Annotated in this window: 25 protein-coding genes; 14 read left to right on the top strand and 11 right to left on the bottom strand. The window is 72.6% G+C overall.

Features of this window, described 5'->3' with window-relative positions; genetic code table 11:
• Positions 1–97 precede the first annotated feature (97 nt).
• Both ABZ815_RS16065 and ABZ815_RS16060 read right to left on the bottom strand, forming a co-directional pair.
• Positions 98–634: an SseB family protein gene (locus tag ABZ815_RS16065; protein ID WP_357698286.1), complete on the bottom strand. Its 537-nt coding sequence runs from the start codon at positions 632–634 to the stop codon at positions 98–100.
• Positions 635–713: 79 nt separating this feature from the next.
• Entirely contained in the window at positions 714–1,805 is a 1,092-nt protein-coding gene (locus ABZ815_RS16060; protein ID WP_357698284.1) for a ring-opening amidohydrolase, read from the bottom strand.
• 180 nt (positions 1,806–1,985) lie between these two features.
• On the opposite strand from ABZ815_RS16060, the gene ABZ815_RS16055 reads away from it, so the two are divergent.
• The 3 genes from ABZ815_RS16055 to ABZ815_RS16045 all read left to right on the top strand — a co-directional run bounded on the left by ABZ815_RS16055 (position 1,986) and on the right by ABZ815_RS16045 (position 4,512).
• Complete coding sequence (locus tag ABZ815_RS16055; protein ID WP_357698282.1) at positions 1,986–2,654, top strand: alpha/beta fold hydrolase; 669 nt, start codon at positions 1,986–1,988, stop codon at positions 2,652–2,654.
• A 90-nt stretch (positions 2,655–2,744) separates the two neighbouring features.
• Positions 2,745–3,392: a TMEM175 family protein gene (locus tag ABZ815_RS16050; protein WP_357698280.1), complete on the top strand. Its 648-nt coding sequence runs from the start codon at positions 2,745–2,747 to the stop codon at positions 3,390–3,392.
• 34 nt (positions 3,393–3,426) lie between these two features.
• Positions 3,427–4,512, top strand: coding sequence for an FUSC family protein (locus ABZ815_RS16045; protein ID WP_357698278.1), 1,086 nt, complete (start codon positions 3,427–3,429; stop codon positions 4,510–4,512).
• Positions 4,513–4,616: 104 nt separating this feature from the next.
• On the opposite strand, the gene ABZ815_RS16040 is transcribed toward ABZ815_RS16045, so the two are convergent.
• Positions 4,617–5,153, bottom strand: a complete 537-nt coding sequence (locus tag ABZ815_RS16040; protein ID WP_357698276.1) for a carboxymuconolactone decarboxylase family protein — start codon at positions 5,151–5,153, stop codon at positions 4,617–4,619.
• On the bottom strand, positions 5,150–5,701 hold the full coding sequence (locus ABZ815_RS16035) for a peroxiredoxin (RefSeq protein WP_357698274.1): 552 nt from the start codon (positions 5,699–5,701) through the stop codon (positions 5,150–5,152). The genes ABZ815_RS16040 and ABZ815_RS16035 overlap by 4 nt, the downstream gene beginning before the upstream one ends.
• Positions 5,702–5,796: 95 nt before the next feature.
• Between ABZ815_RS16035 and ABZ815_RS16030 the strand changes: the two genes are divergently transcribed.
• On the top strand, positions 5,797–6,741 hold the full coding sequence (locus ABZ815_RS16030; RefSeq protein WP_357698273.1) for a LysR substrate-binding domain-containing protein: 945 nt from the start codon (positions 5,797–5,799) through the stop codon (positions 6,739–6,741).
• Between the two features lie 175 nt (positions 6,742–6,916).
• Here the strand turns inward: ABZ815_RS16030 and ABZ815_RS16025 are convergent, their stop codons facing one another.
• Positions 6,917–7,120 carry a CopG family transcriptional regulator gene (locus tag ABZ815_RS16025; RefSeq protein ID WP_357698271.1) on the bottom strand — a complete coding sequence of 68 codons (204 nt, stop codon included), beginning with the start codon at positions 7,118–7,120 and terminating at the stop codon, positions 6,917–6,919.
• Positions 7,121–7,197: 77 nt separating this feature from the next.
• Positions 7,198–8,214 (bottom strand): aldo/keto reductase, encoded by a 1,017-nt coding sequence (locus ABZ815_RS16020; RefSeq protein WP_357698269.1) that lies wholly within the window; start codon positions 8,212–8,214, stop codon positions 7,198–7,200.
• 89 nt (positions 8,215–8,303) lie between these two features.
• Between ABZ815_RS16020 and ABZ815_RS16015 the strand changes: the two genes are divergently transcribed.
• Entirely contained in the window at positions 8,304–8,858 is a 555-nt protein-coding gene (locus tag ABZ815_RS16015; protein ID WP_357698267.1) for a helix-turn-helix domain-containing protein, read from the top strand.
• A gap of 6 nt (positions 8,859–8,864) precedes the next feature.
• On the opposite strand, the gene ABZ815_RS16010 is transcribed toward ABZ815_RS16015, so the two are convergent.
• The gene (locus tag ABZ815_RS16010) at positions 8,865–10,034 is read right to left on the bottom strand and encodes a pyridoxal phosphate-dependent aminotransferase (RefSeq protein ID WP_357698265.1); all 1,170 of its coding nucleotides are present in this window, start codon (positions 10,032–10,034) and stop codon (positions 8,865–8,867) included.
• A 73-nt stretch (positions 10,035–10,107) separates the two neighbouring features.
• Between ABZ815_RS16010 and ABZ815_RS16005 the strand changes: the two genes are divergently transcribed.
• Genes ABZ815_RS16005 through ABZ815_RS15985 form a run of 5 tightly spaced genes read left to right on the top strand, consistent with a single transcriptional unit; the run spans position 10,108 to position 14,328 of the window.
• The gene (locus ABZ815_RS16005; protein ID WP_357698263.1) at positions 10,108–11,778 is read left to right on the top strand and encodes an alpha/beta fold hydrolase; all 1,671 of its coding nucleotides are present in this window, start codon (positions 10,108–10,110) and stop codon (positions 11,776–11,778) included.
• On the top strand, positions 11,775–12,716 hold the full coding sequence (locus tag ABZ815_RS16000; RefSeq protein WP_357698261.1) for a DUF418 domain-containing protein: 942 nt from the start codon (positions 11,775–11,777) through the stop codon (positions 12,714–12,716). Before ABZ815_RS16005 ends, ABZ815_RS16000 begins: the two co-directional genes overlap by 4 nt.
• Positions 12,676–13,485, top strand: coding sequence for a carbon-nitrogen hydrolase family protein (locus ABZ815_RS15995; protein WP_357698259.1), 810 nt, complete (start codon positions 12,676–12,678; stop codon positions 13,483–13,485). The genes ABZ815_RS16000 and ABZ815_RS15995 overlap by 41 nt, the downstream gene beginning before the upstream one ends.
• Positions 13,486–13,489: 4 nt before the next feature.
• On the top strand, positions 13,490–13,936 hold the full coding sequence (locus ABZ815_RS15990; RefSeq protein ID WP_357698257.1) for a hypothetical protein: 447 nt from the start codon (positions 13,490–13,492) through the stop codon (positions 13,934–13,936).
• Positions 13,933–14,328 carry a hypothetical protein gene (locus ABZ815_RS15985; RefSeq protein ID WP_357698255.1) on the top strand — a complete coding sequence of 132 codons (396 nt, stop codon included), beginning with the start codon at positions 13,933–13,935 and terminating at the stop codon, positions 14,326–14,328. Before ABZ815_RS15990 ends, ABZ815_RS15985 begins: the two co-directional genes overlap by 4 nt.
• A 4-nt stretch (positions 14,329–14,332) precedes the next feature.
• Here ABZ815_RS15985 and ABZ815_RS15980 read toward each other — a convergent pair whose 3' ends face one another.
• Positions 14,333–15,817, bottom strand: coding sequence for a carboxyl transferase domain-containing protein (locus tag ABZ815_RS15980; protein WP_357698253.1), 1,485 nt, complete (start codon positions 15,815–15,817; stop codon positions 14,333–14,335).
• 73 nt (positions 15,818–15,890) lie between these two features.
• Positions 15,891–17,048, bottom strand: coding sequence for a CoA transferase (locus ABZ815_RS15975; protein WP_357698251.1), 1,158 nt, complete (start codon positions 17,046–17,048; stop codon positions 15,891–15,893).
• Positions 17,049–17,123: 75 nt separating this feature from the next.
• Between ABZ815_RS15975 and ABZ815_RS15970 the strand changes: the two genes are divergently transcribed.
• From ABZ815_RS15970 to ABZ815_RS15960, 3 genes are read left to right on the top strand one after another with little or no spacing between them, the layout of a single operon-like run.
• The gene (locus tag ABZ815_RS15970) at positions 17,124–17,654 is read left to right on the top strand and encodes a hypothetical protein (RefSeq protein ID WP_357698249.1); all 531 of its coding nucleotides are present in this window, start codon (positions 17,124–17,126) and stop codon (positions 17,652–17,654) included.
• 47 nt (positions 17,655–17,701) lie between these two features.
• Positions 17,702–18,223, top strand: coding sequence for a sigma-70 family RNA polymerase sigma factor (locus tag ABZ815_RS15965; RefSeq protein ID WP_357698247.1), 522 nt, complete (start codon positions 17,702–17,704; stop codon positions 18,221–18,223).
• Positions 18,213–18,662, top strand: coding sequence for a hypothetical protein (locus ABZ815_RS15960; protein ID WP_357698245.1), 450 nt, complete (start codon positions 18,213–18,215; stop codon positions 18,660–18,662). Before ABZ815_RS15965 ends, ABZ815_RS15960 begins: the two co-directional genes overlap by 11 nt.
• On the opposite strand, the gene ABZ815_RS15955 is transcribed toward ABZ815_RS15960, so the two are convergent.
• Entirely contained in the window at positions 18,640–19,320 is a 681-nt protein-coding gene (locus ABZ815_RS15955) for a histidine phosphatase family protein (protein WP_357698243.1), read from the bottom strand. The genes ABZ815_RS15960 and ABZ815_RS15955 overlap by 23 nt on opposite strands.
• Before the next feature lie 71 nt (positions 19,321–19,391).
• Here ABZ815_RS15955 and ABZ815_RS15950 point away from each other — a divergent pair, with 71 nt between their 5' ends.
• Complete coding sequence (locus ABZ815_RS15950) at positions 19,392–20,261, top strand: NAD(P)-dependent oxidoreductase (protein WP_357698241.1); 870 nt, start codon at positions 19,392–19,394, stop codon at positions 20,259–20,261.
• Between the two features lie 353 nt (positions 20,262–20,614).
• Here ABZ815_RS15950 and ABZ815_RS15945 read toward each other — a convergent pair whose 3' ends face one another.
• Positions 20,615–21,181 (bottom strand): hypothetical protein, encoded by a 567-nt coding sequence (locus ABZ815_RS15945; RefSeq protein WP_357698239.1) that lies wholly within the window; start codon positions 21,179–21,181, stop codon positions 20,615–20,617.
• Between the last annotated feature and the right edge of the window lie 12 nt (positions 21,182–21,193).

Here is a 21,193-nt window from a genome sequence, read left to right as displayed (position 1 = left end):
TGCGGACGCCCGCGGCCGCCCCCGCCGGGTGCCCGGCCCCGGCCGGGGGCGTCGGCGCGTCCGGCCGTCCGCGGGGACGGGCGCGTGGAGGGCGGTGTCAGCCGCTTCTGCGGGAGAACCAGCGGCGGCGGGGCGGGGCCGGCTCCATCCTGGCGACGGTGACGCCGCTGAGCTGGTCGACGGTGCCGGACTCGACCGCGGCCAGCGCCCGCAGCACCTCGCCCTCGATCACGAACTGCACCGGCCCGGCCACGTCGACCACGACCGCCGCGGCCTCCTCGTGCACGGCCGCCCGGCAGACCTGGAGCGTGCCGGTCTGGATGGGCCGGGCGTCCTCGCGCCACCTGGTCAGCGCGTCGGTGCCGGTGAAGGCGAGCACCGCGTGCCTGCCGTCCGCGCCGACGAGCTTGGGCAGCGCCATCTCGCTCTCCTTCTCCTGGCGCAGCCCGTGCTCGCCGACCTCGGACTCGGTCAGCAGGGCGACCACCGGCACCAGCAGCCGCGCGCCGCTCAGGGCGGCCAGCACGTCGGCGGGGCCGCACGTGCCCGCCTCGTAGGCGGCCAGGGCGGCGGCCACCGCGGGGGCGGCGCTGCCGTCGTCGTCGGGGTCGAGTGGTTGCGGGATGGTCGGCACAGCGAATGAGACTACCCGCGGCTGCCCACGCCCCGGTTCCCGGCGTGGTCCTGCCGGTGCGGGGCGTGATGCCCTGGCGCTAGCCGAGGTCGGCGATGGCCGCGACCGGGCCGCCGCCCGAGGGCCCCTGGTGCACGGCGGCCACCGAGACGAACACCGCGGGGTCGCCGGTGACCGAGGCCGCCACCCCGCCGACGGCCGCCTTGATCTGCCGGTGCCAGTGCACGTCGGAGTCGTCCAGCATGATGTTGCGCCGCCCGCGCACCCGCCCCGACGGGTCGGCCTCGCACTTCATGAACACGTTGACCAGCCGCCCGCCGAGGTCGGAGGGGTGGGGGCGGTCGGGCAGCGGCAGACCGGCGTCCCTGATGGCGTCCCAGATGCCGTCGGCGTCGAGCGCGTCCTTCATGACGCTGTGCCCGATGCGGTAGCGCCCGCCGATGCCGCGCACGTTCCCCACCAGCACGATCTGCGCCCGGTCCAGCTCCACCCCGGACGAGCACGAGGCCACCGACGAGTACAGCGACAGGTCCTTGTGGATCTGGTCGGCGGCCGGCATGTCGATCTCGCCGAGCGCGACCGCGATGCCGAGCGCGGTGGTGGAGTTGGACAGGTCCATCGACGGGCCGGTCTCCTCGATGGCGGTGTCCTGGCCGCGGCTCCTGGCCTCGGTGATCGTGGCCAGGGTGAGCAGCGGCGTCTTGGTCTGCACGTAGTGCACGTCGCGCGGGTCGTCGATGCCGGCGATCTTCATGGCCTCCCGCACCCCGGCGGCCACCTTCTCCACCATCGCCGGGCGGCCGATGTCCTCCGGCAGGATCACCTCGCTCATCGCCACGCCCACCGACAGGCGCGGCTCGTCGCCGGCCGGGGCGTCCGCCGTGGTGGCGAAGACGGTGGCGTGCGGGCTGAGGACGCCGTCGGTGCCGCCCGACCACACCAGCGGCACGCTCTCGGGGGACGGGTGGCCGTGCTCGGCCAGGACCTCGCGGAAGGCGCGGTCGGCCAGGATGCGCGTGTAGTCGTTGACGCCGCCGTTGCCCTCGGTCTTGCCGATCACCGCGAGCACCCGGCGCGCCTCGATCACCCCGTCCGCGATGAGCCGTGACAGCCCGGAGGCGTCGGTCACGCTCTCGATCGGCACCTTTCGCACTTCAATCGGGTCCGGCATGCGTTGCCCCTTCTCCAGTACCGGCTTCCCCACCGTCGCGACGCTAGCCGAGCGGCCCGGCGAGGTTCATGGGCAATGTCTGCCCATGAACGGCCGCCGCGATGTCAAGGTGCGCTCGCCTCTCAAGCTCTCGGCGGAACCTCGAAGCTCACAAAAGCACCGAAGGTAGTGTTCCCGGATGTGATTCGCGAAGCCCACGTCAACGGCATCAAGCTCGTCTACCGCGAGGAGGGCGACCCCGCCGCTCCCCCGCTGGTCCTCGTCCACGGCAGGACCGCGAACCACAACGACTGGAACGGCATCACCCAGCACTTCGCCGCCCGCCACCACGTCCTCGCCCCCGACCTGCGCGGCCACGGGGCCAGCGACCGGCCCGGCGAGTACGCGGTGGGCACGATGGCCGAGGACATCGTGGCGCTCCTCGACCACCTGGGCCTCGGCCGCGTCCGGCTGGTCGGGCACTCGCTGGGCGGCATGGTGTCCTACCACGTGGCCATGCGCCACCCGGGACGCGTCGAGCGGCTGGTGCTGGAGGACGTCACGCCGCCGTACCCGATCGAAGGGCGGCAGCCTCTCGTGGAGGACGACTCCACCGCGTTCGACTGGCGGATGATGCACCAGACCGAGCCGTACATCGTCGATCCCGACCCGGCGCTGGCCGCCGAGCTGGGCAGGATCACGGCGCCCACGCTGGTGCTGTCGGGCGGGCGGCAGAGCCCGTTCGACGCCCCCGCGCTGGCCCGCCTGATCCCCGGCGCCGAACTGGTCACGATCGAGGCCGGGCACCTCGTCCACGCCACCGAGCGGGCCGCCTTCCTGGACGCGGTGGACGCCTTCCTGGACGGATGAGCCCCGGACGTCCGGAGCTCTATGCTGGTCACCCCCCACGATTCTCGGAGACCCGCTGTGTCCAGCCCCCCACCGGCCCCCCGTCCCGGCATGACCCCGGAGCGGGTCGGGATGTTCAGCGACGCGGTGTTCGCGATCGCCATCACGCTGCTCGTCCTGGAGATCCCCCGCCCGGCCGAGGAGGACTTCCGTGACCTCGCCGGTTTCCTGGGCCACCACCAGGGCTCCTTCGTGGCGTTCGTGCTGGCCTTCCTCATGCTGTGGTTCAGCTGGCGGGCCCACCACACGCTCTTCGACCAGCTCCACCGGGTCTCCCAGCCGGTCCTGCTGCTGCACGTGCCACTGCTGCTGTTCTCGGCGTTCCTGCCGTACACGATGAACCTGTGGAGCGAGATGTCGGCGGCGGACGTCGACGTCCAGGCGTCCAAGGGGGTCGCGCTGGCGCTGTTCGCGGGGACGGAGGCGATCCTGATGTTCTGCCAGGGCGCGCTGTTCACGCTGGCCCTGTCGCAGGGGCTGCTCAACGGCAACGCGAACAGGCGGCGCATGGGCACCTCGGCCTGGGTGTACTGGGGGTGCGGCGTGTTGTGGGCGGCCAGCGCCGTCCTGGCCTTCGGCGTCGGCGAGAACTCCACGTACGCGTGGATGGCCACGCCGGTCGTGGTCGCGGTCATCGTGTTCGTCCGCAGGCGGCTCGCGCCGGCCGCGATTCAGCCGGGTGTTACGGGGCAAACGTGACCCCAATGTCACAAAGATCCGCCAAGGTGGAAAGGTGCGAACGAGGCTCAGCGATCACGTAAGGGAACGACTGGGCACGTTCGGCCTCATGGCGCCCTCGATCGTGCAGTGCGCGGTGGGCGCGGCGCTGGCCTGGATCGTCGCCGTCGACCTGCTCGGGCACGCCCGGCCGTTCTTCGCGCCGATCTCCGTGCTGATCTGCGTCGGCGTGGGGCTCGGCCAGCGGCTGCGGCGCGTCGCCGAGCTGGTGGTCGGCGTGAGCCTCGGCGTCGGCGTCGGCGACCTGCTCGTGTCGTGGATCGGCTCGGGGCCCTGGCAGCTCGCGCTGGTCGTCGGGCTGGCCATGGCCGTCGCGCTGCTACTCAACGGAGGGGCGCTGTTCGTCGCGCAGGCGGGGTCCTCGGCCGTGCTGGTGGCCACGCTGCTGCCCGGCGAGAACGCCGGCGGCCTCGACCGCATGGCCGACGCCCTCACCGGGGGTGTCATCGGCGTCGCGGCGGTCGCGCTGATGCCCGCCAGCCCGTTCACGATCGCGGCCAAGCATCTGTCCGGCGTGCTGGACGCGCTGTCGACCGTCCTGGAGCAGGCGGCCGAGGCGATCGAGAAGCGGGACGTCGACCTGGCCGCCGAGGCGCTGGATGAGGCGCGCACGACGCAGGCGGCCGTCGAGGAGTTCGCGATGGCACTGGAGACCAGCAAGGAGATCACCATGATCTCGCCGCTGCACTGGCACCGCCGGGCCGCGCTGGCCCGGTACGAAACCGCCGCCGTGCCCGTCGACCTGGCCCTGCGCAACGCCCGGGTGATGGTCCGCCGCACGCTGGCGGCGCTGGGCGAGGCGAGCCCGCCGCCCACGGCGCTGGCCGAGGCGATGCGGGAGGTCTCGGAGGCGGCGCTGCTGCTGCAACTGGAGCTGGCCGCCGGGCGTGATCCCCTGCTGGCCCGGCAGGCGCTGCTCGCGGTGGCCGGCCGGGAACGGCCCGAGCGGCTGGGCTTCTCCGCGCACGTCATCATCGCGCAGCTGCGCTCGATCGCGGTGGACCTGTTGCAGGCCACGGGCCTGGAGCACGAGGAGGCCAGCCAGGCGCTCACGCCGCTCGACGAGCCCCAGGCCGGCTAGCCCCGCACGCCCGCCCCCACGCGTCCAGCCCCGCACGTCGGGCCCCCCGCACGTCGAAGGCGGGCGCCCGTACGGGCGCCCGCCTTCGCGGTCTCGCGAGGAGGTCAGACCGTCAGGAGTGCGGCCTCGGCCTCCAGGGTCGCGGCGGTGGCGTTGATCACCGCGGCCACCCGCAGCGCCTCCTGGACCTGCTCACGCGGCATGCCCGCGCCCCGCAGCACCTGCTCGTGCGACTCCAGGCAGCGGCCGCAGCCGTTGACCGCGGAGACCGCCAGGCACCACAGCTCGAAGTCCGTCTTGTCCACGCCCGGGTTGCCGATCACCGACATCCGGAGCCTGGCCGGCAGCGTCGCGTACGTCTCGTCGCCGATCAGGTGGGTGGCGCGGTAGTAGACGTTGTTCATCGCCATGATCGACGCGGCCGCCTTGGCGGCGGTGAACGCCTCGGCCGACAGGTGGTCGGCGGCGTCCTGCGAGAGCTCGGCGATGACCCGCGCCGACCTGGTGGCCAGCGCGCACGCCAGGACCGCGCCCCAGAGCTGCTGGTCGGTCAGCGACGAGGTGGTCGTGACCGAGCCCAGGTTGAGCCTGGTGTCCTTGGCGTAGTCGGGCAGGAGCGACTTCAGGTTGTCGACGCTCACTGGGCCAGCAGCTTCTGGGCGTCGAGGCCGGCCTCGCCCTTGTTCCAGTTGCACGGGCACAGCTCGTCGGACTGCAGGGCGTCGAGGACCCGCAGGACCTCCTTGACGTTGCGGCCCACGGAACCGGCGGTCACCATCGAGAACTGGATCTCGTTGTTCTGGTCGACGATGAACGTGGCGCGCTGGGCGACGCCGTCCTGGCCGAGCACGCCGCAGGCCTCCGACAGCTCGCGCTTGATGTCGCTCAGCATCGGGAAGGGCAGGTCGCGCAGGTCGTCGTGGTTCTTGCGCCAGGCGTGGTGCACGAACTCGGAGTCGACGGAGACACCGAGCACCTGGGCGTCACGGTCGGCGAACTCGCCGTTGAGACGGCCGAACTCGGCGATCTCGGTCGGGCAGACGAACGTGAAGTCCTTCGGCCAGAAGAACACCACGCGCCACTTGCCCTCGTAGGTCTTGTGGTTGATCTCAGCGAACGCCTTGTCGGGGTCGAGGTCGACACAGGCCGTGAGTTCGTACTCGGGGAAGCGGTCACCGACGGTGAGCAAGTTCCTTCTCCTTTGGAGGAAGTGCGGGTCAGGGCACCTACGTTGCCGCACCTACCATTGATTCGAGAAATCGAGCAGTCGAACCAATCTGAGAGGTGATTCCTATCAGTGAGCCCACGCCCACCCTCGCTCAGCTGCGCTCCTTCCTCGCCGTGGCCGAGCATCTCCACTTCAGGGAGGCGGCGACGGCACTGAGGATGAGCCAACCCACCCTGTCCGGAAATATCGCCTCATTGGAGGAGATATTGGACACACAGCTCCTGGAGCGGACCACCCGGAAGGTGCTGCTCACGCCCGCCGGCGAGCGCGTGGCCGAGCACGCCTGGCGGGTGCTGGCCGCCGTGGAGGACCTGATGGGCGAGGCCGCCCAGAACCGCGAGCCGTTCAGCGGCCCGGCCCACCTCGGCGTGATCCCCACCGTGGCGCCGTACGTGCTGCCCGCGCTGCTGCCCATGTTCGCCCAGCGCTTCCCGCACCTGAAGCTGACCGTTCACGAGGCCAAGACGGACACGATCGTGGAGGAGATCCGCGAGGGGCGGCTCGACCTGGTCCTGCTCGCCCTGCCGACGGACGTGGGCGGCCTGGTGGAGGCGCCGCTCTACGACGAGGAGTTCCTGCTGGCCCTCCCCCGCGACCACCCCCTGGCCGCCGACCCGGCCCCGCTCGACCGCGACGCGCTCAAGGGCCTGGACATCGTCCTCCTCAACCAGGGCCACTGCCTGCGCGAACAGGCCATCGACGTGTGCCGCGAGGTGGGCGCGCGGGCCACCGCGACCACGTACGCGACCAGCCTGCCGACGCTGGTGCAGCTCGTGGCGGGCGGTCTGGGCGTGACGCTGCTGCCGGAGTCGGCCGTGCCGGTGGAGACCGGCAAGCGGGTACGCCTGTCGCTGCGCCGCTTCGCCGCCCCGGCCCCGGGCCGCACGATCGGCCTGGCCTACCGCGCCTCCTCGGCCCGCGTGAGCGAGTACGCCCAGCTCGCCAAGGCCATCCGCACCGCCATCCGCCAACGCCGCCTCCCGGTCAAACTCACCTCCTGAACGCACGCAGCGCCGCCGCGATCTCCGCCGCGGCCTCGGTCATCAGGTCGGGATGGGCGTCACGCCCGAACAGCGAGGTCCGCGGCCTCCAGGAGCCCGAGGCCGCCCACCTGAACGGGGCCGCCCACCGCGACACGGGCGATGCGCAGCCCCTGTTCGAGGCTGACGTGGCGGATCACTCGCCCAGCCTGCGCAACAGGTCCGCGAATCGCTTGGCACCCTTCTCCGCCAGAGCGTCGTTGATCTCGTCGTCAGAGGCGCGCTCCGGGTACTCCTCGATCTCACGCGGCACGATCTGCTGCATGCTGTGCCCCTCCGACTCGGCACGCTTGCGCAGCGCCTCGATCTGTTCGTCGTTCAGGCGAAAGGTCATGGCCATGCCCTCATTGCAGGTCAGGGGCGGCATTACGGCGAGTACTCTACTCTCCGCGACCTTCCGGTTACGTCGGTTCGGGGTCAGCGGGGGACGAGGTGGAAGAAGGAGCCGTCGGTGGGGGTGGGGGTGGGGTCGGAGAGGTCGTCCAGGCGGGTGGTCGCGTCGGACGGGAGGGCGAGGTCGAAGGCGGCCAGGTTCTCCTGGAGCTGCCGTACCGAGCGCGGCCCGAGCAGCACCGACGTGACGCCCGGACGGCCCGCGACCCAGGCCAGGGCGACCGCGGCGGGGTCGGCCCCGAGTCCCGACGCGACCTCGGCCAGCCCTTCGGCGACGGCCAGGTTGCGGTCGTTGAGCAGCGACTGCGCCCAGCGGGTCGCGCCGGGCATCGCGGCGCCGAGCAGGCGGCCCATGCGGCTGTCCGGGTCGGGGATCTCGCCGCGCCGGTAGCGGCCGGTCAGGACGCCGCCGCCGAGCGCGCCGTACACGACCGTGCCGAGGCCGAACCGGGCGCAGGCGGGCAGGATCTCGGCCTCGACGACCCGCTGGATCAGCGAGTACTGCGGTTGCAGGCTCACGAACGGCGTGCCGCCCACCCGTTCGGCGGCCCACTGCGCCTCGACGAGCTGGGCGGCGGTGAAGTTGGAGCAGCCGAGGTAGCGCACCTTGCCCGAGCGTACGAAGCCGTCGAGGGTGGCCATCGTCTCCTCGATGGGCGTGCCAGGGTCCCACTGGTGGCACTGGTAGAGGTCGATGTAGTCGGTGCCGAGGCGGCGCAGACTGGCCTCCAGGGCGCGGGTGAGGTGCCGCCGGGACAGGCCCCGTCCCTCCGGGCCGACCGGCATGGCACCCTTGGTGGCCAGCACGACCCACTCGCGCCGGCCGCGCAGCGCCCGGCCGACGATCTCCTCGGTCTCGCCCCGGTGGTAGAGGTCGGCGGTGTCGATGAAGTTGCCGCCCGCGTCGAGGTAGGCGTCGATGACGCGGCCCGCCTCGGCCTCGTCGCCCGCGGCCAGGCCGTACTCGGTGCCGAAGTTCATGGTGCCGAGGCACGCGCGGGAGACGCGCAGCCCGGAACGTCCCATGGTCTGGAAGTCCACGAAAGCCCCTAGAATCGGAATGACTGTTCCGCTTGGATGCCGGGAACGATACGGAACAACGGTTCCGGATGTCAACGCGAGGAGGAGCCATGCGTGCCGACGCCCGGCGCAACCGTGCCCGCGTGCTGGAGGCGGCCGAGGTCGTGCTGGCCCGCGACGGGCTCGACGCCTCGATGCGCGAGATCGCCACACTGGCCGGGGTGGGCGTGGGGACGATCTACCGCCAGTTCCCCACCAAGGAGGCCCTGTACCAGGCGATCGTGACCGACCGGCAGGAGCGGCTGGCCGCGATGGCCGAGGAGCTGGCCGGCGCCGCCGACGCGGGTGCGGCCTTCTTCGAGTTCTTCGACCGCATCGTGGCCCACTCGACGGTCAAGAGGATCCTGGTGGACGCCCTGGCCAGCGCCGGCATCGACGCCAAGGCGGGCGCGCCCGACATCAAGGGCGCGATCAGCGCGCTGCTGGTGCGCGCGCAGGAGGCCGGGGCGGTGCGGGGGGACGTGGGCATGGCGGAGCTGCTCGCCCTGCTCAGCGCCGCCTGCCTGGCGGCGCAGCACAACAACTGGAGCGACGACCTGCGGACCAGAGCCCTGGCCGTGATGTTCGACGGCCTGCGCAGGCCCACTTCTGCGTCAGGCGCCTGAGCCCGGCTACCCCTGGGACAGGCGCTTGAGCCGGGTGACGGCCTCGTCGATGACCTCGTCCTTCTTGCAGAAGGCGAAGCGGACGAAGTGGCTGCCGCGTTCGGGGTGCTCGTAGAAGACCTGCGTGGGGATGGCCACCACCCCGGCCAGCTCCGGCAGGCGACGGGTCAGCTCCAGGCCGTCGGTGAAGCCCAGCGGCCGGATGTCGGTCTGCACGAAGTACGTGCCCGCCGGCCTGAGCACCTCGAACCCCGCCGCCGCGAGCCCGTCCATCAGCCGGTCGCGCTTGTCCTGGAGCCCGGCGCGCAGGGCGGCCACCCACTCCAGCTCGGTGCGCAGCCCGTACGCCACCGCGAGCTGCCAGGGCGCGCCCGCGGTGAAGGTGAGGAACTGCTTGACCGTCGAGACCGCCCGTACCAGCTCGGGCGGCGCGCACACCCAGCCGGTCTTCCAGCCGGTGACCGAGAACGTCTTGCCCGCCGAGGAGATCATGACCGTGCGCTCGCGCATGCCGGGCAGCGTGGCCGGCGGGACGTGCTCGACGCCGTCGAAGGTGAGGTGCTCGTAGACCTCGTCGGTGATCGCGATCAGGCCGTGCTCCTGGCACAGCTCGGCGATGACGGTCAGCTCGTCCCTGGTGAAGACGGTCCCCGTCGGGTTGTGCGGCGAGTTGACCAGGATCGCCCGGGTACGCGGCGTGACGGCCGCGCGCAGCTCGTCGGGGTCGAAGGTGAACCGGCCGTCCACCGGCCGCAGCGTCACTGCCGCGAGCCTGGCCTGGGCCAGCGCGATCGAGGCCGCGTAGGAGTCGTAGTACGGCTCGAAGGCGATCACCTCGTCGCCCGGCTCGCACAGCGCCAGCACGCTCGCCGCGATGGCCTCCGTGGCGCCCACGGTGACCAGCACCTCGCCCGCGGGGTCGTAGTCGAGCCGGTAGTGGGCCATCCGGTGCTCCGAGACCGCCTGCCGGAGCTCCAGCACCCCCGGCCCCGGCGGGTACTGGTTGGCGCCCGAGGTGATCGCCTGCACCGCGCGGTCGAGCATGGCGGCCGGGCCGTCGGTGTCGGGAAAGCCCTGTCCGAGGTTGATGGCCCCGGTCTGCACGGCGAGCGCGCTCATCTCGGCGAAAATCGTCGTGCCGAAGGCGCGCATTCTGGAAACAAGTGGTTCCGTCACGCCCCCACACTATTAGTCTCGTCTCGTGATCATCCGGGTCGTGCTAGCCCTCGCCCTGAGCGTTCCCCTTCCCATGCGTGACACGCCCCCTCCCGTCGAGGCCGCGCCCTGCCCGGTCGCCGTGCCGGAGCACACCGTCTGCGGCTTCCTGGCGGTGCCCGAGCGCCGCGACACGCCGGGCCGGACGGTCAAGGTCGGGTACGCCGTCCACACCTCGACGGCCCCCGCCCGCAGGCCCGACCCGATCGTGTACATGGGCGGCGGGCCCGCGTCGTCGTCGTTGCAGCTCACCGGGTTCCTGAGCCAGATGTTCCCCGACCGCGACGTGGTGACGATCGAGCAGCGCGGCGGGAAGTACTCCCGTCCGGTGCTGGGCTGCCCCGAGACGGCCGAGGCGATGCTCGGACGGCTGCGCAGGCCGCGCGCCGACGTCGCCGCGGCGGCCCGGCGCTGCCGGGCCCGCCTCCAGGAGCAGGGCATCGACCTGCGCGGCTACAACACCAAGGAGATCGCCGCCGACGTGGTCGCCCTGCGCCAGGCGCTCGGCTACCCCTCCTGGAACCTGTTCGGCGTCAGCTACTCGACCCGCGTCATGACGGACGCCGCCGCGGCCGACCCGGAAGGCGTGCGCGCGGTCGCGCTGGACTCGTTCCTGCCCGAGTCCGTGGCCTGGTACGACGACGCCGACCGCAACCTGCGCGACACCATGGCCGCGCTCGGCACGGGCGACGCCTTCGACCGGCTGGTGTCCCGGCTCAACCGCGCCCCCGCCCGGGTGCCGGCCACCGATCCGCTGCTCGGCCGCCCGTTCACGGCCACGATGTCCGGCGACGACGTGGCCACGGTGCTCGCCGAGGCGCTGCACGAGGCGGACGTGTCGGCCGTCGCGCCCGCGCTGGTCGGCGGCCTGGCCGAGGGGCACGACGAGCTGCTGCGGCCGCTGGCCGACGCGGTGGGCCAGGGGCTGGTGTCGCACGAGTTCGGGCTGTACCACGCGGTGCAGTGCCAGGACGAGGTGCCGTTCAACACCTTCACCACCAGATCCCGACTTTTCACGGTAAATGTAGACAAAGCGGTGTGTGATGCTTGGCGGCTCCCCAAGTCCACCCCCGTGAACGCCGTCCCCAAGGCCCCCGTCTACGTCGCCGGCGGCGACCGGGATCCCACCACCCCCGCGCGGACCGCCGGGGCCGCCGCCAGGGCCATCCCCGGCGCCCGTTTCGAGGCGTTCCGCGGCAGCCACGCCGTCTTCCTCACCAGCGCGTGCGCCAGGAAGCACATCGCGGAGTTCGTCGAGGCCCCCGACCGCGCCTGGCCGAAGCCCTGCGAGCCCGACCCGGCCCAGCCGCCCGCGCTGCGGCTCGCCGACACGCACGTCACCGGCGCGCCGTACCTGATCTCGAAGGCTCCCTGGCTGGCCGCGCCCTTCGGGCTGTTCGCGCTCGTCTCGCTCGTCCAGCTCGCCGCCGGCGCGCTGCGCGGCCGGTCGGTGACCGCCTTCGCGGGGCTGGCCGGCGTCGCGTTCGCCGGGCTGACCGGCCAGGCCGTCTACGGCATGGCCCAGAGGAACGAGACGGCCCTGGCCGTCGGCGTCCCGGGCACGATCGGCCTGTACACGTGGATCGCGGTGGCCTCGGCCGTGCTGAGTGTCGCGGCCCTGTTCCACGATCGGCGGTGGCCGCACATCGTGGCGGCGGTCGCCGGCGCCGGATTCCTCGTATGGTGGTTCACCTGGTTCCTGTGACGCGCATCCGTGAGCTGGACGCCCTCCGCGGCTTCGCGGTGGGCGGCATCATGCTGGTCAACACCTGGCAGCACGCGAGCCACGAGCCGTACACCGGGATCGACCGCGCGATCGAGGCCCTGTTCCAGAGCCGCTTCTACCCGATCTTCTCACTGCTGTTCGGGATCAGCTTCGTGCTGTTCCTCGACCGCTCGAAGAGCCGCTGGGCGCTGGCCCGCCGGCTGGCCTGGCTGGCCTGCTTCGGCCTGCTCCAGCACACCTTCTACGAGGGCGAGGTGCTGACCGACTACGCCCTCTACGGCCTGGTGGTGCTGCTGCCCGCCTCCTTCCTGCCGGGCGGCCTGCCGGTGCTGGCGCTCGGCGTCGTGGCGACCGTCTGGGCGACCTGGCACGGCGCGGGCCCGACGCTCATCCCGGGCCTGTTCCTGGTCGGCATGGGGCTGATGCGGCTGCGTCCGCCGCGGAGCCTGCTGGCGCCGGTGTTCGCGGGCTCGGCGCTGACGTCCTTGGTGCTGACGGCCACCTGGGCGGGCGTCGCCGACGTGCCCGGGGCGGGCGACTGGACCGTCTACAGCGTGGCCGCGCTGGCGGGGGCGGCGGCGTACACCAGCGGGCTGCTGCTGGCGCTGCGGCCGTGGTTGTCGGCCCTGCTGGAACCGCTGGGCCGGATGGCGCTGACCAACTACGTCACGGGCACGGCGGTGATCGCGCTGTGCACGGTCCCGCTGAAGACCGCCTCCACCCGCTGGCCGGTGCTCGCGGTGGCGCTGACGACCGTGGTGGCGCAGACGTTGATCAGCGGGTGGTGGCTCACCAGATTTCGGTACGGCCCCCTTGAGTGGATCTGGCGGTGCCTGACCTGGTTTCGACTGGTGCCCAACCGGTTAGAGTCGGGCCGTGACCACAATCGCCCTCTGCCAGATTCCGGTCTCTCCTGACCCCGCCACCAACCTCAAGAGGGCCAGGGAGGCGCTCGCCCGCGCCGAGGGGGCCGACCTGGCGATCTTCCCCGAGGCCACGCTCACCCGTTACGGCAGGCGCGTCACCGAGCTGGCCGAGCCGCTGGACGGGCCGTTCGTGTCGGGGCTGTCGGAGGCGGCCCGCACGCACGGCCTGGCGGTGATCGCCGGGGTGTTCGAGCCGGGCGAGGGCCCGGCCGGGTCCAAGGTGCACAACACGGCCGTGGCGATCGGCGCGGACGGCGCGATCAAGGCCGCGTACCGGAAGATCCACCTGTTCGACTCCTTCGGCTCCAAGGAGTCCGACATGGTGGCGCCGGGCGCCGAGCCGACCGTGGTCGAGCTGGCCGGGCTGCGCGTCGGGCTGGTCACCTGCTACGACATCCGCTTCCCCGAGCTGACCAGGGCGCTGGTCGACAAGGGCGCCGACCTGTTCGCGGTGATCGCCGCCTGGGGGTCGGGCCCGCTGAAGGAGGACCATTGGGTCACGCTGGTCCGCGCACGGGCCCTGGAGAACACGATGTGGACCGCCGCCGTCGGCCAGGCGCCCAACCCGGAGGAGTCGAAGGACGGGTTCGGCGTGGGGCGCAGCATGCTGGTCGACCCGCTCGGGGTGGTACGGGCCGACCTCGGCACCGGCCCGGGGGTCCAGCTCGTCCGCCTCGACACCGAATGGACGGCCACCGCCAGGGCCATGCTCCCGTGTCTGGATCATCGGGTGCTCAAGGGTCAACCGACCGTAAAGTAGAGCCATGAGCGGAACGCAGATGCAGAAGGTCGTGCCGCCGCGTCTGCTCGTGCCGTACCTGTCGGGCAAGCGCACCGTGATCTCCGGTTACGTCTACCGGGTCCAGGACTGCGTCAGGCTGACCACGCCGGCGGCCCTCTACTACGGCCTCGACCTGTCCTTCGACGGCTCGGAGCTGTTCCCCGAGGTCCCCGAGCTCTACGTCATGCGCTGGCACGCCCGCGACGTCGACACCTACGCGGTGCCCTACGGCCCGCACATGGGAGGTGACTGGAGCGACGTGCCGCCGTTCGCCGGCAACGGGTTCACCACCTCGCCCGACCACGTGGTGCCGCAGTTCCACACCGTCCCGATGCCGATCCCGGCGGGCGCGGAGATCGTCCACGTCACCGGCGAGGGCGAGCGGCCCTTCGCCGGCTACGACGGCCTGACCTGGCGGCCCGCCGCATGAGCGAGGAGATCACGCCGGTCGCCTCCGGCTTCGTGGCCCGCTTCGGCGAGCGTACGCTGCCGGCCGCGCTCGGCCCCGACAACGACCAGGTCGTGCTGTTCAGCGAGGTCGACCTCGACGGCTTCGAGCCCTCCTCGGGCTACTGGCGGCGGGTGGTGGCCAGGTCGCAGCTGGAGTGGCTGGTGCTCATCCGCACCGTCGGCGCCTTCGGCGGCGAGCCGTGCATCGTGCTCGACGAGGACGACGACGGCCTGCACATCGCCTACACCGGCCACAGCGGCATGAAGGCCGAGGCGCTCGGCTACTGGATGGTCGACCACGGCGCGTACGAGGTCGTCGTGCCGCGCGAGGAGGTCTTCTCCATCCGCGTCGAGCGCGTGCCCGTGCCGTAGCTCCTCAGCCGAGGCCGCGGTAGCGGGCCAGGCGGGCCGCCAGGCGGTCGGCCGGGCCCACCTTCAGCAGCTCGGCGATCTCGTGCTCCAGCGCCCGCCCCACGCGCTCGCAGAACTGCCTGGGCTCGTAGGCGGCGTCGGGCAGCTCGGGGATCACCCGGTCGACGATGCCGTCACGCCGCAGGTCGGTGGCGCGGATGCGCTGGGCCTGGGCGATCTCGGGGGCGAAGTCGACCGACCGGTAGAGGATGGCCGAGGCGCCCTCCGGCGGCAGCGGCGACAACCAGGCGTGCTGCGCGCACAGCACCCGGTCGGCCGGCAGCAGCGCCAGCGCCGCCCCGCCCGCGCCCTCGCCGAGCAGCAGGCAGACGGTCGGGGCGTCGAGTGTGACCAGCTCGGCCAGGCAGCGGGCGATCTCGGCGGCCAGCCCGCCCTCCTCGGCCGACTTCGACAGGTCGGCCCCCGCGGTGTCGACCACAGTGACCAGCGGCAGCCCCAGCTCGGCCGCCAGGCGCATGCCGCGCCTGGCCACCCTGAGCCCGGCCGGGCCGAGCGGCGAGCGCTGGCGCTGCCTGCGCCGGTCCTGGCCGAGCACCACGGCGGGCGCGGACCCGAACCTGGCCAGCGCCAGCACGAGCCCCGGCTCGTTCTCGCCGGCGCCGCTGCCGCTGAGCGGCGTCACGTCGGTGGCGGCGAGCTTGAGCAGCGTGCGCACGCCCGGACGGTCGTCGCGGCGCGAGCGGGTGATCGCCTCCCACGCCTCGACGGGCCGCAGGTCCTCCTCGGGCGGCTCGCCCGACTCGACGGGGGCGCGGCCGGCGCACAGCACGGAAAGGGCCCTGATCGCGACCCTGCGGGCGTCGTCGGCCGACACCAGGGCGTCGACCAGGCCGTGGTCGTAGAAGTTCTCGGCCACCTGGACGGCCTCGGGAAAGGGGTAGCCGTGCAGCGCCTCGAACACCCGCGGCCCGAGGAAGCCGATCAGCGCCCCCGGCTCGGCCGCGGTGACGTGCCCGAGCGACCCCCAGGAGGCCAGCACGCCGCCGGTCGTCGGGTGGCGCAGGTAGACGACGTACGGCAGCCCCGCCGCGCGATGTTGTTGCACCGCGACGGTGATCCGGACCATCTGGACGAACGCCAGCGCGCCCTCCTGCATCCGCGTGCCGCCCGAGGCCGGGGAGGCCAGCAGCGGCAGCCGCTCACGCGTGGCCCGCTCGATCGCGGCCGCGATGCGGGTGGCCGCGGCGACCCCGACCGATCCGGCCATGAAGGAGAACTCGCAGACCACGACGGCGACCCTGCGGCCGTCGAGCAGCCCCTCGCCGGTGATCACCGACTCGTCGTAGCCGGACTTCGCGCGGGCCGCCGCCAGCTCCTCGGCATAGGAGGAGCCGGGCTCCGCCGGGTCGGCGGGCGGCGCGTCCCACGATTTCCACGACCCCCTGTCGAGGACCGCTTCGATCAGTGTGCGCGCGTCCGGACGGCTCACTATCGCTCCTAACGATCAACCGATGATGCCATGGTGACGCACGAGGGTACATGCCGGAGCCGGGAATTGCCGATCATCCCTCCCGCTCTTCGAGCCAGGCGAGCACGGCCTCGCCGTCCTGGCCGAGCGCGGGGGGCGCGGTGTGCTCGGCCGCGGGCAGGCCGTCGAAGCGCAGCGGCGGCCCGGGCAGCTCGATCGGGCCGAGCACGGGGTGGTCCACCTCGACCAGCAGCCCCTGGGAGCGGGTCTGCTCCCAGGCGTAGACCTCGTCGATCGACCTGATCGCGCCCGCGGGCACGCCGGCCTCGCCCAGCCTGGCCAGCCAGTGGGCGCGGTCGTGGTCGGCCAGGGCCTTCTCCATGTCGGCGATCAGCTCATCCCGGTGCGCGAATCTCTGCCTGTTGGTCGCATATTTCGCCACATCAGGGTCGATGTCGAGTAGTTTGGCGACCTTCTTCCACTGGCCGTCGTTCGCCACGGCGATCTGCAGCAGGCCGTCGGCGCAGCGGAAGGCGCCGTAGGGGGCGATGGAGGCGTGGTGGTTGCCGTTGGCGCCGGGGACCTGGCCGCCGACCGTCCAGGCCGTGCCGTGGTAGGAGTGGACGCCGGTGACCGCGGCCAGCAGGGACGTGCGCACCACCCGGCCCCGGCCGGTCCGCTCGCGCTCGTACAGGGCCGCCGCCACGCCGTACGCGCCGTGGATGCCGGCCAGCAGGTCGGCGATCGAGGCCCCCACCCGGTACGGCTCCTCGCGCGAGGGCCCGGTCAGCGACATCAGCCCCGCCTCGCCCTGGGCGATCACGTCGTAGCCCGGCCGGCCGCCCTCGGGCCCGTCGTGGCCGAACCCGGTGATCGACAGGACGACCAGGCGCGGGTTGAGCTCGTGCAGACGCTCAACGGGGAAGCCGAGCCGGTCGAGCACGCCGGTGCGGAAGTTCTCGATCAGCACGTCGCTCTGCCGGACGAGCCGCTCGATCAGCTCCCTGCCCTCGGCGGACTTGAGATCGACCGCGATGGACTGCTTGTTGCGGTTGGCCGCCAGGAAGTAGGTCGAGATGTCATGGTCGGGCCCGACGAAGGGCGGCCCCCAGCCGCGCGACTCGTCACCCCCGTCGGGATGCTCCACCTTGATCACCCGCGCGCCCAGGTCGCCGAGCATCTGCGCGGCGTGCGGCCCCGCGAGGGCCCTGGACAGATCGAGCACGACGACGTCGCCGAGGGGTCCGAGCAAGGTCAACCTCCAGCTTGCGTTGGGCCGGAAGAATATTCTCTCAGGCGGCCGTCGCCCATCGCCTACCCTGGTCCGGTGAAATCCCTGGCCCGCCGCATCCAGGCCCTGCCGCCCTCCTGCGGGCCCGTCCGCCTGGTGGCCGTCGACGGCCCGGCGGGCTCGGGCAAGACCACGTACGCGGGCCGGCTCGGCGCGGCGCTCGGCTGCCAGGTGATCCACAGCGACGACTTCCCCGTCCACTGGGACGACGGCCCCGGCGCCTGGTTCCGCCTGCTGGACGAGCAGGTCCTGCAACCGCTCCGGCACGGCCGCCCGGCCGGTTTCCGCAGGTACGACTGGGTGGGCGAGCGCTATGCCGAGCACGTCGCCGTGCCGGCCGGGCCCGTCCTGGTCGTCGAGGGCGTCGGCACCGCCCGCCGGTCGGCCGCCGGCCTGCTGGCCTTCACCGTCTGGGTCGAGGCCCCGGACGCCGTGCGGCTGCGGCGCGTCCTCGACCGCGACGGCCCGGAGCTCGAACCCCGCTGGCGGAAGTGGTTCGCGGCCGAACGGGCCTGGTTCGCCGCCGACCGCACCCGCGAGCGCGCCGATCTCGTCGTCGAGACGTGAACCGGGTCGCCCTCCCGCCCGACTGAGCAGGGTGACGGAAGGACGACATGACAGATGAGCTGCTCGTCGTACGCGCCCAGCTGGGCGAACGCGCGGCGATCGCCGAACTCGTGCACCGGTGGCACACCCCGGTCTGGACCTACGTCCGGCGCATGCTGGACGCCGAACGGGCCGACGACGTCGCCCAGGAGATCTGGGCGGCCGTCGTGCGCGGCCTGCCCCGGCTGCGCGCCCCCGGACGGTTCGCGCCCTGGCTGTTCACCATCGCCCGCCGGGCGGTCACCGACCGCCTGCGCGAGGAGTACGCGAGGGCGGAGAGCGCGGCCGAGCCCGAGCCGGTGACCGAGGACCCCGCCGGGGCCGTCGTGGACCGCGCCGGCCTGTTGGCCGCCCTGTCCGCCCTGCCCCTTCCCGAGCGGGAGATCCTCGTCCTGCACTACCTGGAGGACCTGCCGGTCGAGGAGTGCGCCCAGATCTGCGGCATCCCCGCCGGAACCGTCAAGTCCAGACTCAGCCGCGCCCGCCGCCTCCTGCGCGACCACCTGAAGGAGATCGACCATGACCGATGAGCCGCGCCTGACCGCCGACGAGATCATCGAGCGCCTCGAACCGTCGCTGTCGCCGTGGCGGCGCGTGCGCGCGCTGACCGCCCTGCTCGCGGGGACCGCCGGGACGGTCTTCGTCTGCGCCCTGTGGTGGACCGAGCCCGGCCCACTGCCCGGCCGCACCCACCTGGCCTTCGCCGCCCTCACCGCGTTCTGCCTGGCCTGGGCCTGCTACGGCGGCTGGCTGAGCACGCGCAGGACGCCGCTGTTCGCCCGCGACCGGGTGATCGCCGGCTGGATCGCCCTGGCCGCCGCCCTGCTCACCACCGCGCTGGTCGCCGCCGTGGCCACCGGCGCGCTGGCGCTCGGGCTCGCGTTCGTGGCGGCGAGCGCCGTGCTGACCGGGCAGGCCCACGCGCGGCGGGCGCGGCTGCTGCGGCTCAAGCGGGATCTAGGTGGGTGACGTCGTTGAACGCCACCACCTCGAACCCTCCGCCCGCGGCCCGCCAGACCGACAGCGACGCGTTCAGCACCGGCGCGAACCGCAGGACGTCGGCCAGCGCGGCGTCGTCCCGCCCGGCCATGACGTGCCGCAGCCCCAGCACCACCGAGTCGTGGGCGACGATCAGCACCCGCCGCCCGTCGGCCGCCTCGCGCAGCCCGGCCAGGAAGTCCTTGAGCCGGACCACCACGTCGGCCAGCGACTCGCCGCCGGGCGGCCGGTAGGCGTAGGGGCCCTCGGCCCGCATCCGCCGCACCTCGCCGGGGAAGCGCTCGCTGATGGCGGCCAGGTTGAAGGGCGCGAACGCGCCCGACTCCTGGTCCCTGAGCCGCTCGTCCACGGTCACCGGCAGCGCGGCGGCTCCCCAGGACTCCCGGACGGCGTTCCAGGTGTCCAGCGCCCGCAGGTACGGCGAGCACCACACCACCTCGGGCGCCTCGCCGTCGGGCAGCCCGGCCAGCCTGCGGCCGAGCGCCTGCGCCTGCAACAGGCCGAGGTCGGTCAGCGACACCTCGTCGTCGCCCCGCTCGTAGACCAGCGGCCGGTCGCCGGCCTGCGCGTGCGCCAGGTTCGCCTGGCTCTCCCCGTGTCGTACGGCGATGATCCGCGAAGGTCCCATGCCGGACATCCTCGCATCCGGAGGCCGCACCTGGCCGGGGTCGCCGGAACGGGCCGTCGTAGGGTGATCTCATGACTGAAGTCGCAGTGCTCGGGGCCGGGCTCATGGGCGCCCCCATGGCCCGCAACCTGCTCAAGTCCGGTCTGTCGGTCAGGGTGTGGAACCGTACGCGGGACAAGGCCGAGCCGCTGGCGGCCGACGGCGCGCTCGTCGCCGGGTCCCCCGCCGAGGCGGTCGAGGGCGCCGACGTGATCGTCACGATGCTCAGCGACGGCGACGCCGTCCACGACGCGATGACCGCCGCCGCGCCCGCGTTCCGCCCCGGCCAGGTGTGGGCGCAGATGAGCACGGTCGGCGTGGCCGCGGTGGACCGCCTGGCCGCGCTGGCCGCCGAGCACGGGCTGACCTTCGCCGACGCGCCCGTCCAGGGCACCAGGCAGCCGGCCGAGCAGGGCAAGCTGGTCATCCTGGCGGCGGCCCCCGAACAGGCCCGGCAGGCGCTCGCCCCGGTCTTCGACGCCGTCGGCTCGCGCACGCTCTGGCTCGGCGAGGACGGCTCTCAGGGCACCGGCACCAAGCTCAAGATGGCCGCCGTCAGCTACGGCATCTCGATGACCGGCATCGTGGCCGAGGCCCTGGCCCTCGCCAAGGGGCTCGGCCTCGACCCCGGCCTGGTCCGCGAGGTGGTGACCGGCGGCCCGATGGACAACGTCTACTTCCAGGCCAAGTCGAAGGCCATCCTGGAGGGCGACTTCGAGCCGTCCTTCACCGTCCACAACGCCGAGAAGGACACCCGGCTGATCACCCAGGCGGGCGAGTCGGCCGGGGTGCGACTGGACATGGTGGCGGCGGCCGGCGAACGCCTGCGCCGCGCCGCGGCCCAGGGACACGGCGACCAGGACATGGCGGCCACGTACTTCGCGAGCTTCGAGGAGAAGTGAGCCTCAGGCCGGGAGGCGGGCCTCGGCCGCCGTCAGCCGGTCCTGTCCTGCTCCCGCTCTGAGACCCGGACCTCCAGGATCGCCCACGTCTGCTCCCCCGGCACCGTCCCGACGGTCCCGCTCCCCCACCAGGCGGCTTCCCTGCCCAGAGATCGAGGGTGACACTGTGTGCGCATCCGGGTACAGTAGGAGCACGCCGCCTTCCTACGGGGAGGTGGAAGTGAACCGGGTGTACTGCCGGAATTGACAGGAGCCCGGACCTCGCGCCAGCAAGACAACGCCGACCTCCTGCGGGGGGATCGGAAGTGAGCCCGGGTAGGCCGCCGGACGACGGAAGCCCGGGCTCGCGCATGTCAACGGGCGTCGATGGCTCTCACGAGCATTCCGCTCTCCACCTGGCTCCAGAACCGGTGATCGCCGCGCTCGGCCAGAGACTTCGCCCCCGCGACGATGTCCGGCAACCACAACAACGGCTCGATCATGGGGTCACACCACGACACGACCAGCTTCGACGGCATGGCGTGGCGACCTTGGAGGGCGGCGACCAGTTCGTGATCCCGCCGATCAAGCTGGCCCCGACGCTCGAAGACCACGTCATTCACGTGGTGATCGCCCAGCTCCCAGAGCAGGCACTCCATGCACTTGCGCCGGGCCCGCTCCTGTCGCTTGGCGTCCAGGCCGGTGGACGCCACGACGATGCCCGCGGGCCGCAGCGCAGCCACCGCCTCGATGAGCTGCATCCGCCGCTTGTCGTTCTCGTCGCGCCAGTGCAGCCGTGGCTGCCTCCGGAACAGCAAAGCGCGCAACTCGGTCCGACAGTGGTCCGCCTGATGGGGAGCCACGAGCATCGCGGCCATCAGGTACACACCATGCGTGAGCAGCATGGACTCGTCGACGTACGCCGAGGACGGGGGGTTCACGAGGGGCCATGG

It is taken from the genome of Nonomuraea sp. NPDC047529 (assembly GCF_040642995.1).
GTDB lineage: Bacteria > Actinomycetota > Actinomycetes > Streptosporangiales > Streptosporangiaceae > Nonomuraea.
The sequence above is the reverse complement of the archived record's forward strand: the minus strand, read 5'-3'. Positions and strand labels throughout refer to the sequence as shown.

Excerpts from the sequence above, each read along its gene's own strand:
- ABZ815_RS16060 (WP_357698284.1), bottom strand. The coding sequence starts at position 1,805 with ATGCCGGACCCGATTGAAGTGCGAAAGGTGCCGATCGAGAGCGTGACC.
- ABZ815_RS16050 (WP_357698280.1), top strand. The coding sequence starts at position 2,745 with ATGACCCCGGAGCGGGTCGGGATGTTCAGCGACGCGGTGTTCGCGATC.
- ABZ815_RS16025 (WP_357698271.1), bottom strand. The coding sequence starts at position 7,120 with ATGGCCATGACCTTTCGCCTGAACGACGAACAGATCGAGGCGCTGCGC.
- ABZ815_RS16015 (WP_357698267.1), top strand. The coding sequence starts at position 8,304 with ATGCGTGCCGACGCCCGGCGCAACCGTGCCCGCGTGCTGGAGGCGGCC.
- ABZ815_RS16005 (WP_357698263.1), top strand. The coding sequence starts at position 10,108 with ATGCGTGACACGCCCCCTCCCGTCGAGGCCGCGCCCTGCCCGGTCGCC.
- ABZ815_RS15990 (WP_357698257.1), top strand. The coding sequence starts at position 13,490 with ATGAGCGGAACGCAGATGCAGAAGGTCGTGCCGCCGCGTCTGCTCGTG.
- ABZ815_RS15985 (WP_357698255.1), top strand. The coding sequence starts at position 13,933 with ATGAGCGAGGAGATCACGCCGGTCGCCTCCGGCTTCGTGGCCCGCTTC.
- ABZ815_RS15965 (WP_357698247.1), top strand. The coding sequence starts at position 17,702 with ATGACAGATGAGCTGCTCGTCGTACGCGCCCAGCTGGGCGAACGCGCG.
- ABZ815_RS15960 (WP_357698245.1), top strand. The coding sequence starts at position 18,213 with ATGACCGATGAGCCGCGCCTGACCGCCGACGAGATCATCGAGCGCCTC.
- ABZ815_RS15955 (WP_357698243.1), bottom strand. The coding sequence starts at position 19,320 with ATGGGACCTTCGCGGATCATCGCCGTACGACACGGGGAGAGCCAGGCG.
- ABZ815_RS15950 (WP_357698241.1), top strand. The coding sequence starts at position 19,392 with ATGACTGAAGTCGCAGTGCTCGGGGCCGGGCTCATGGGCGCCCCCATG.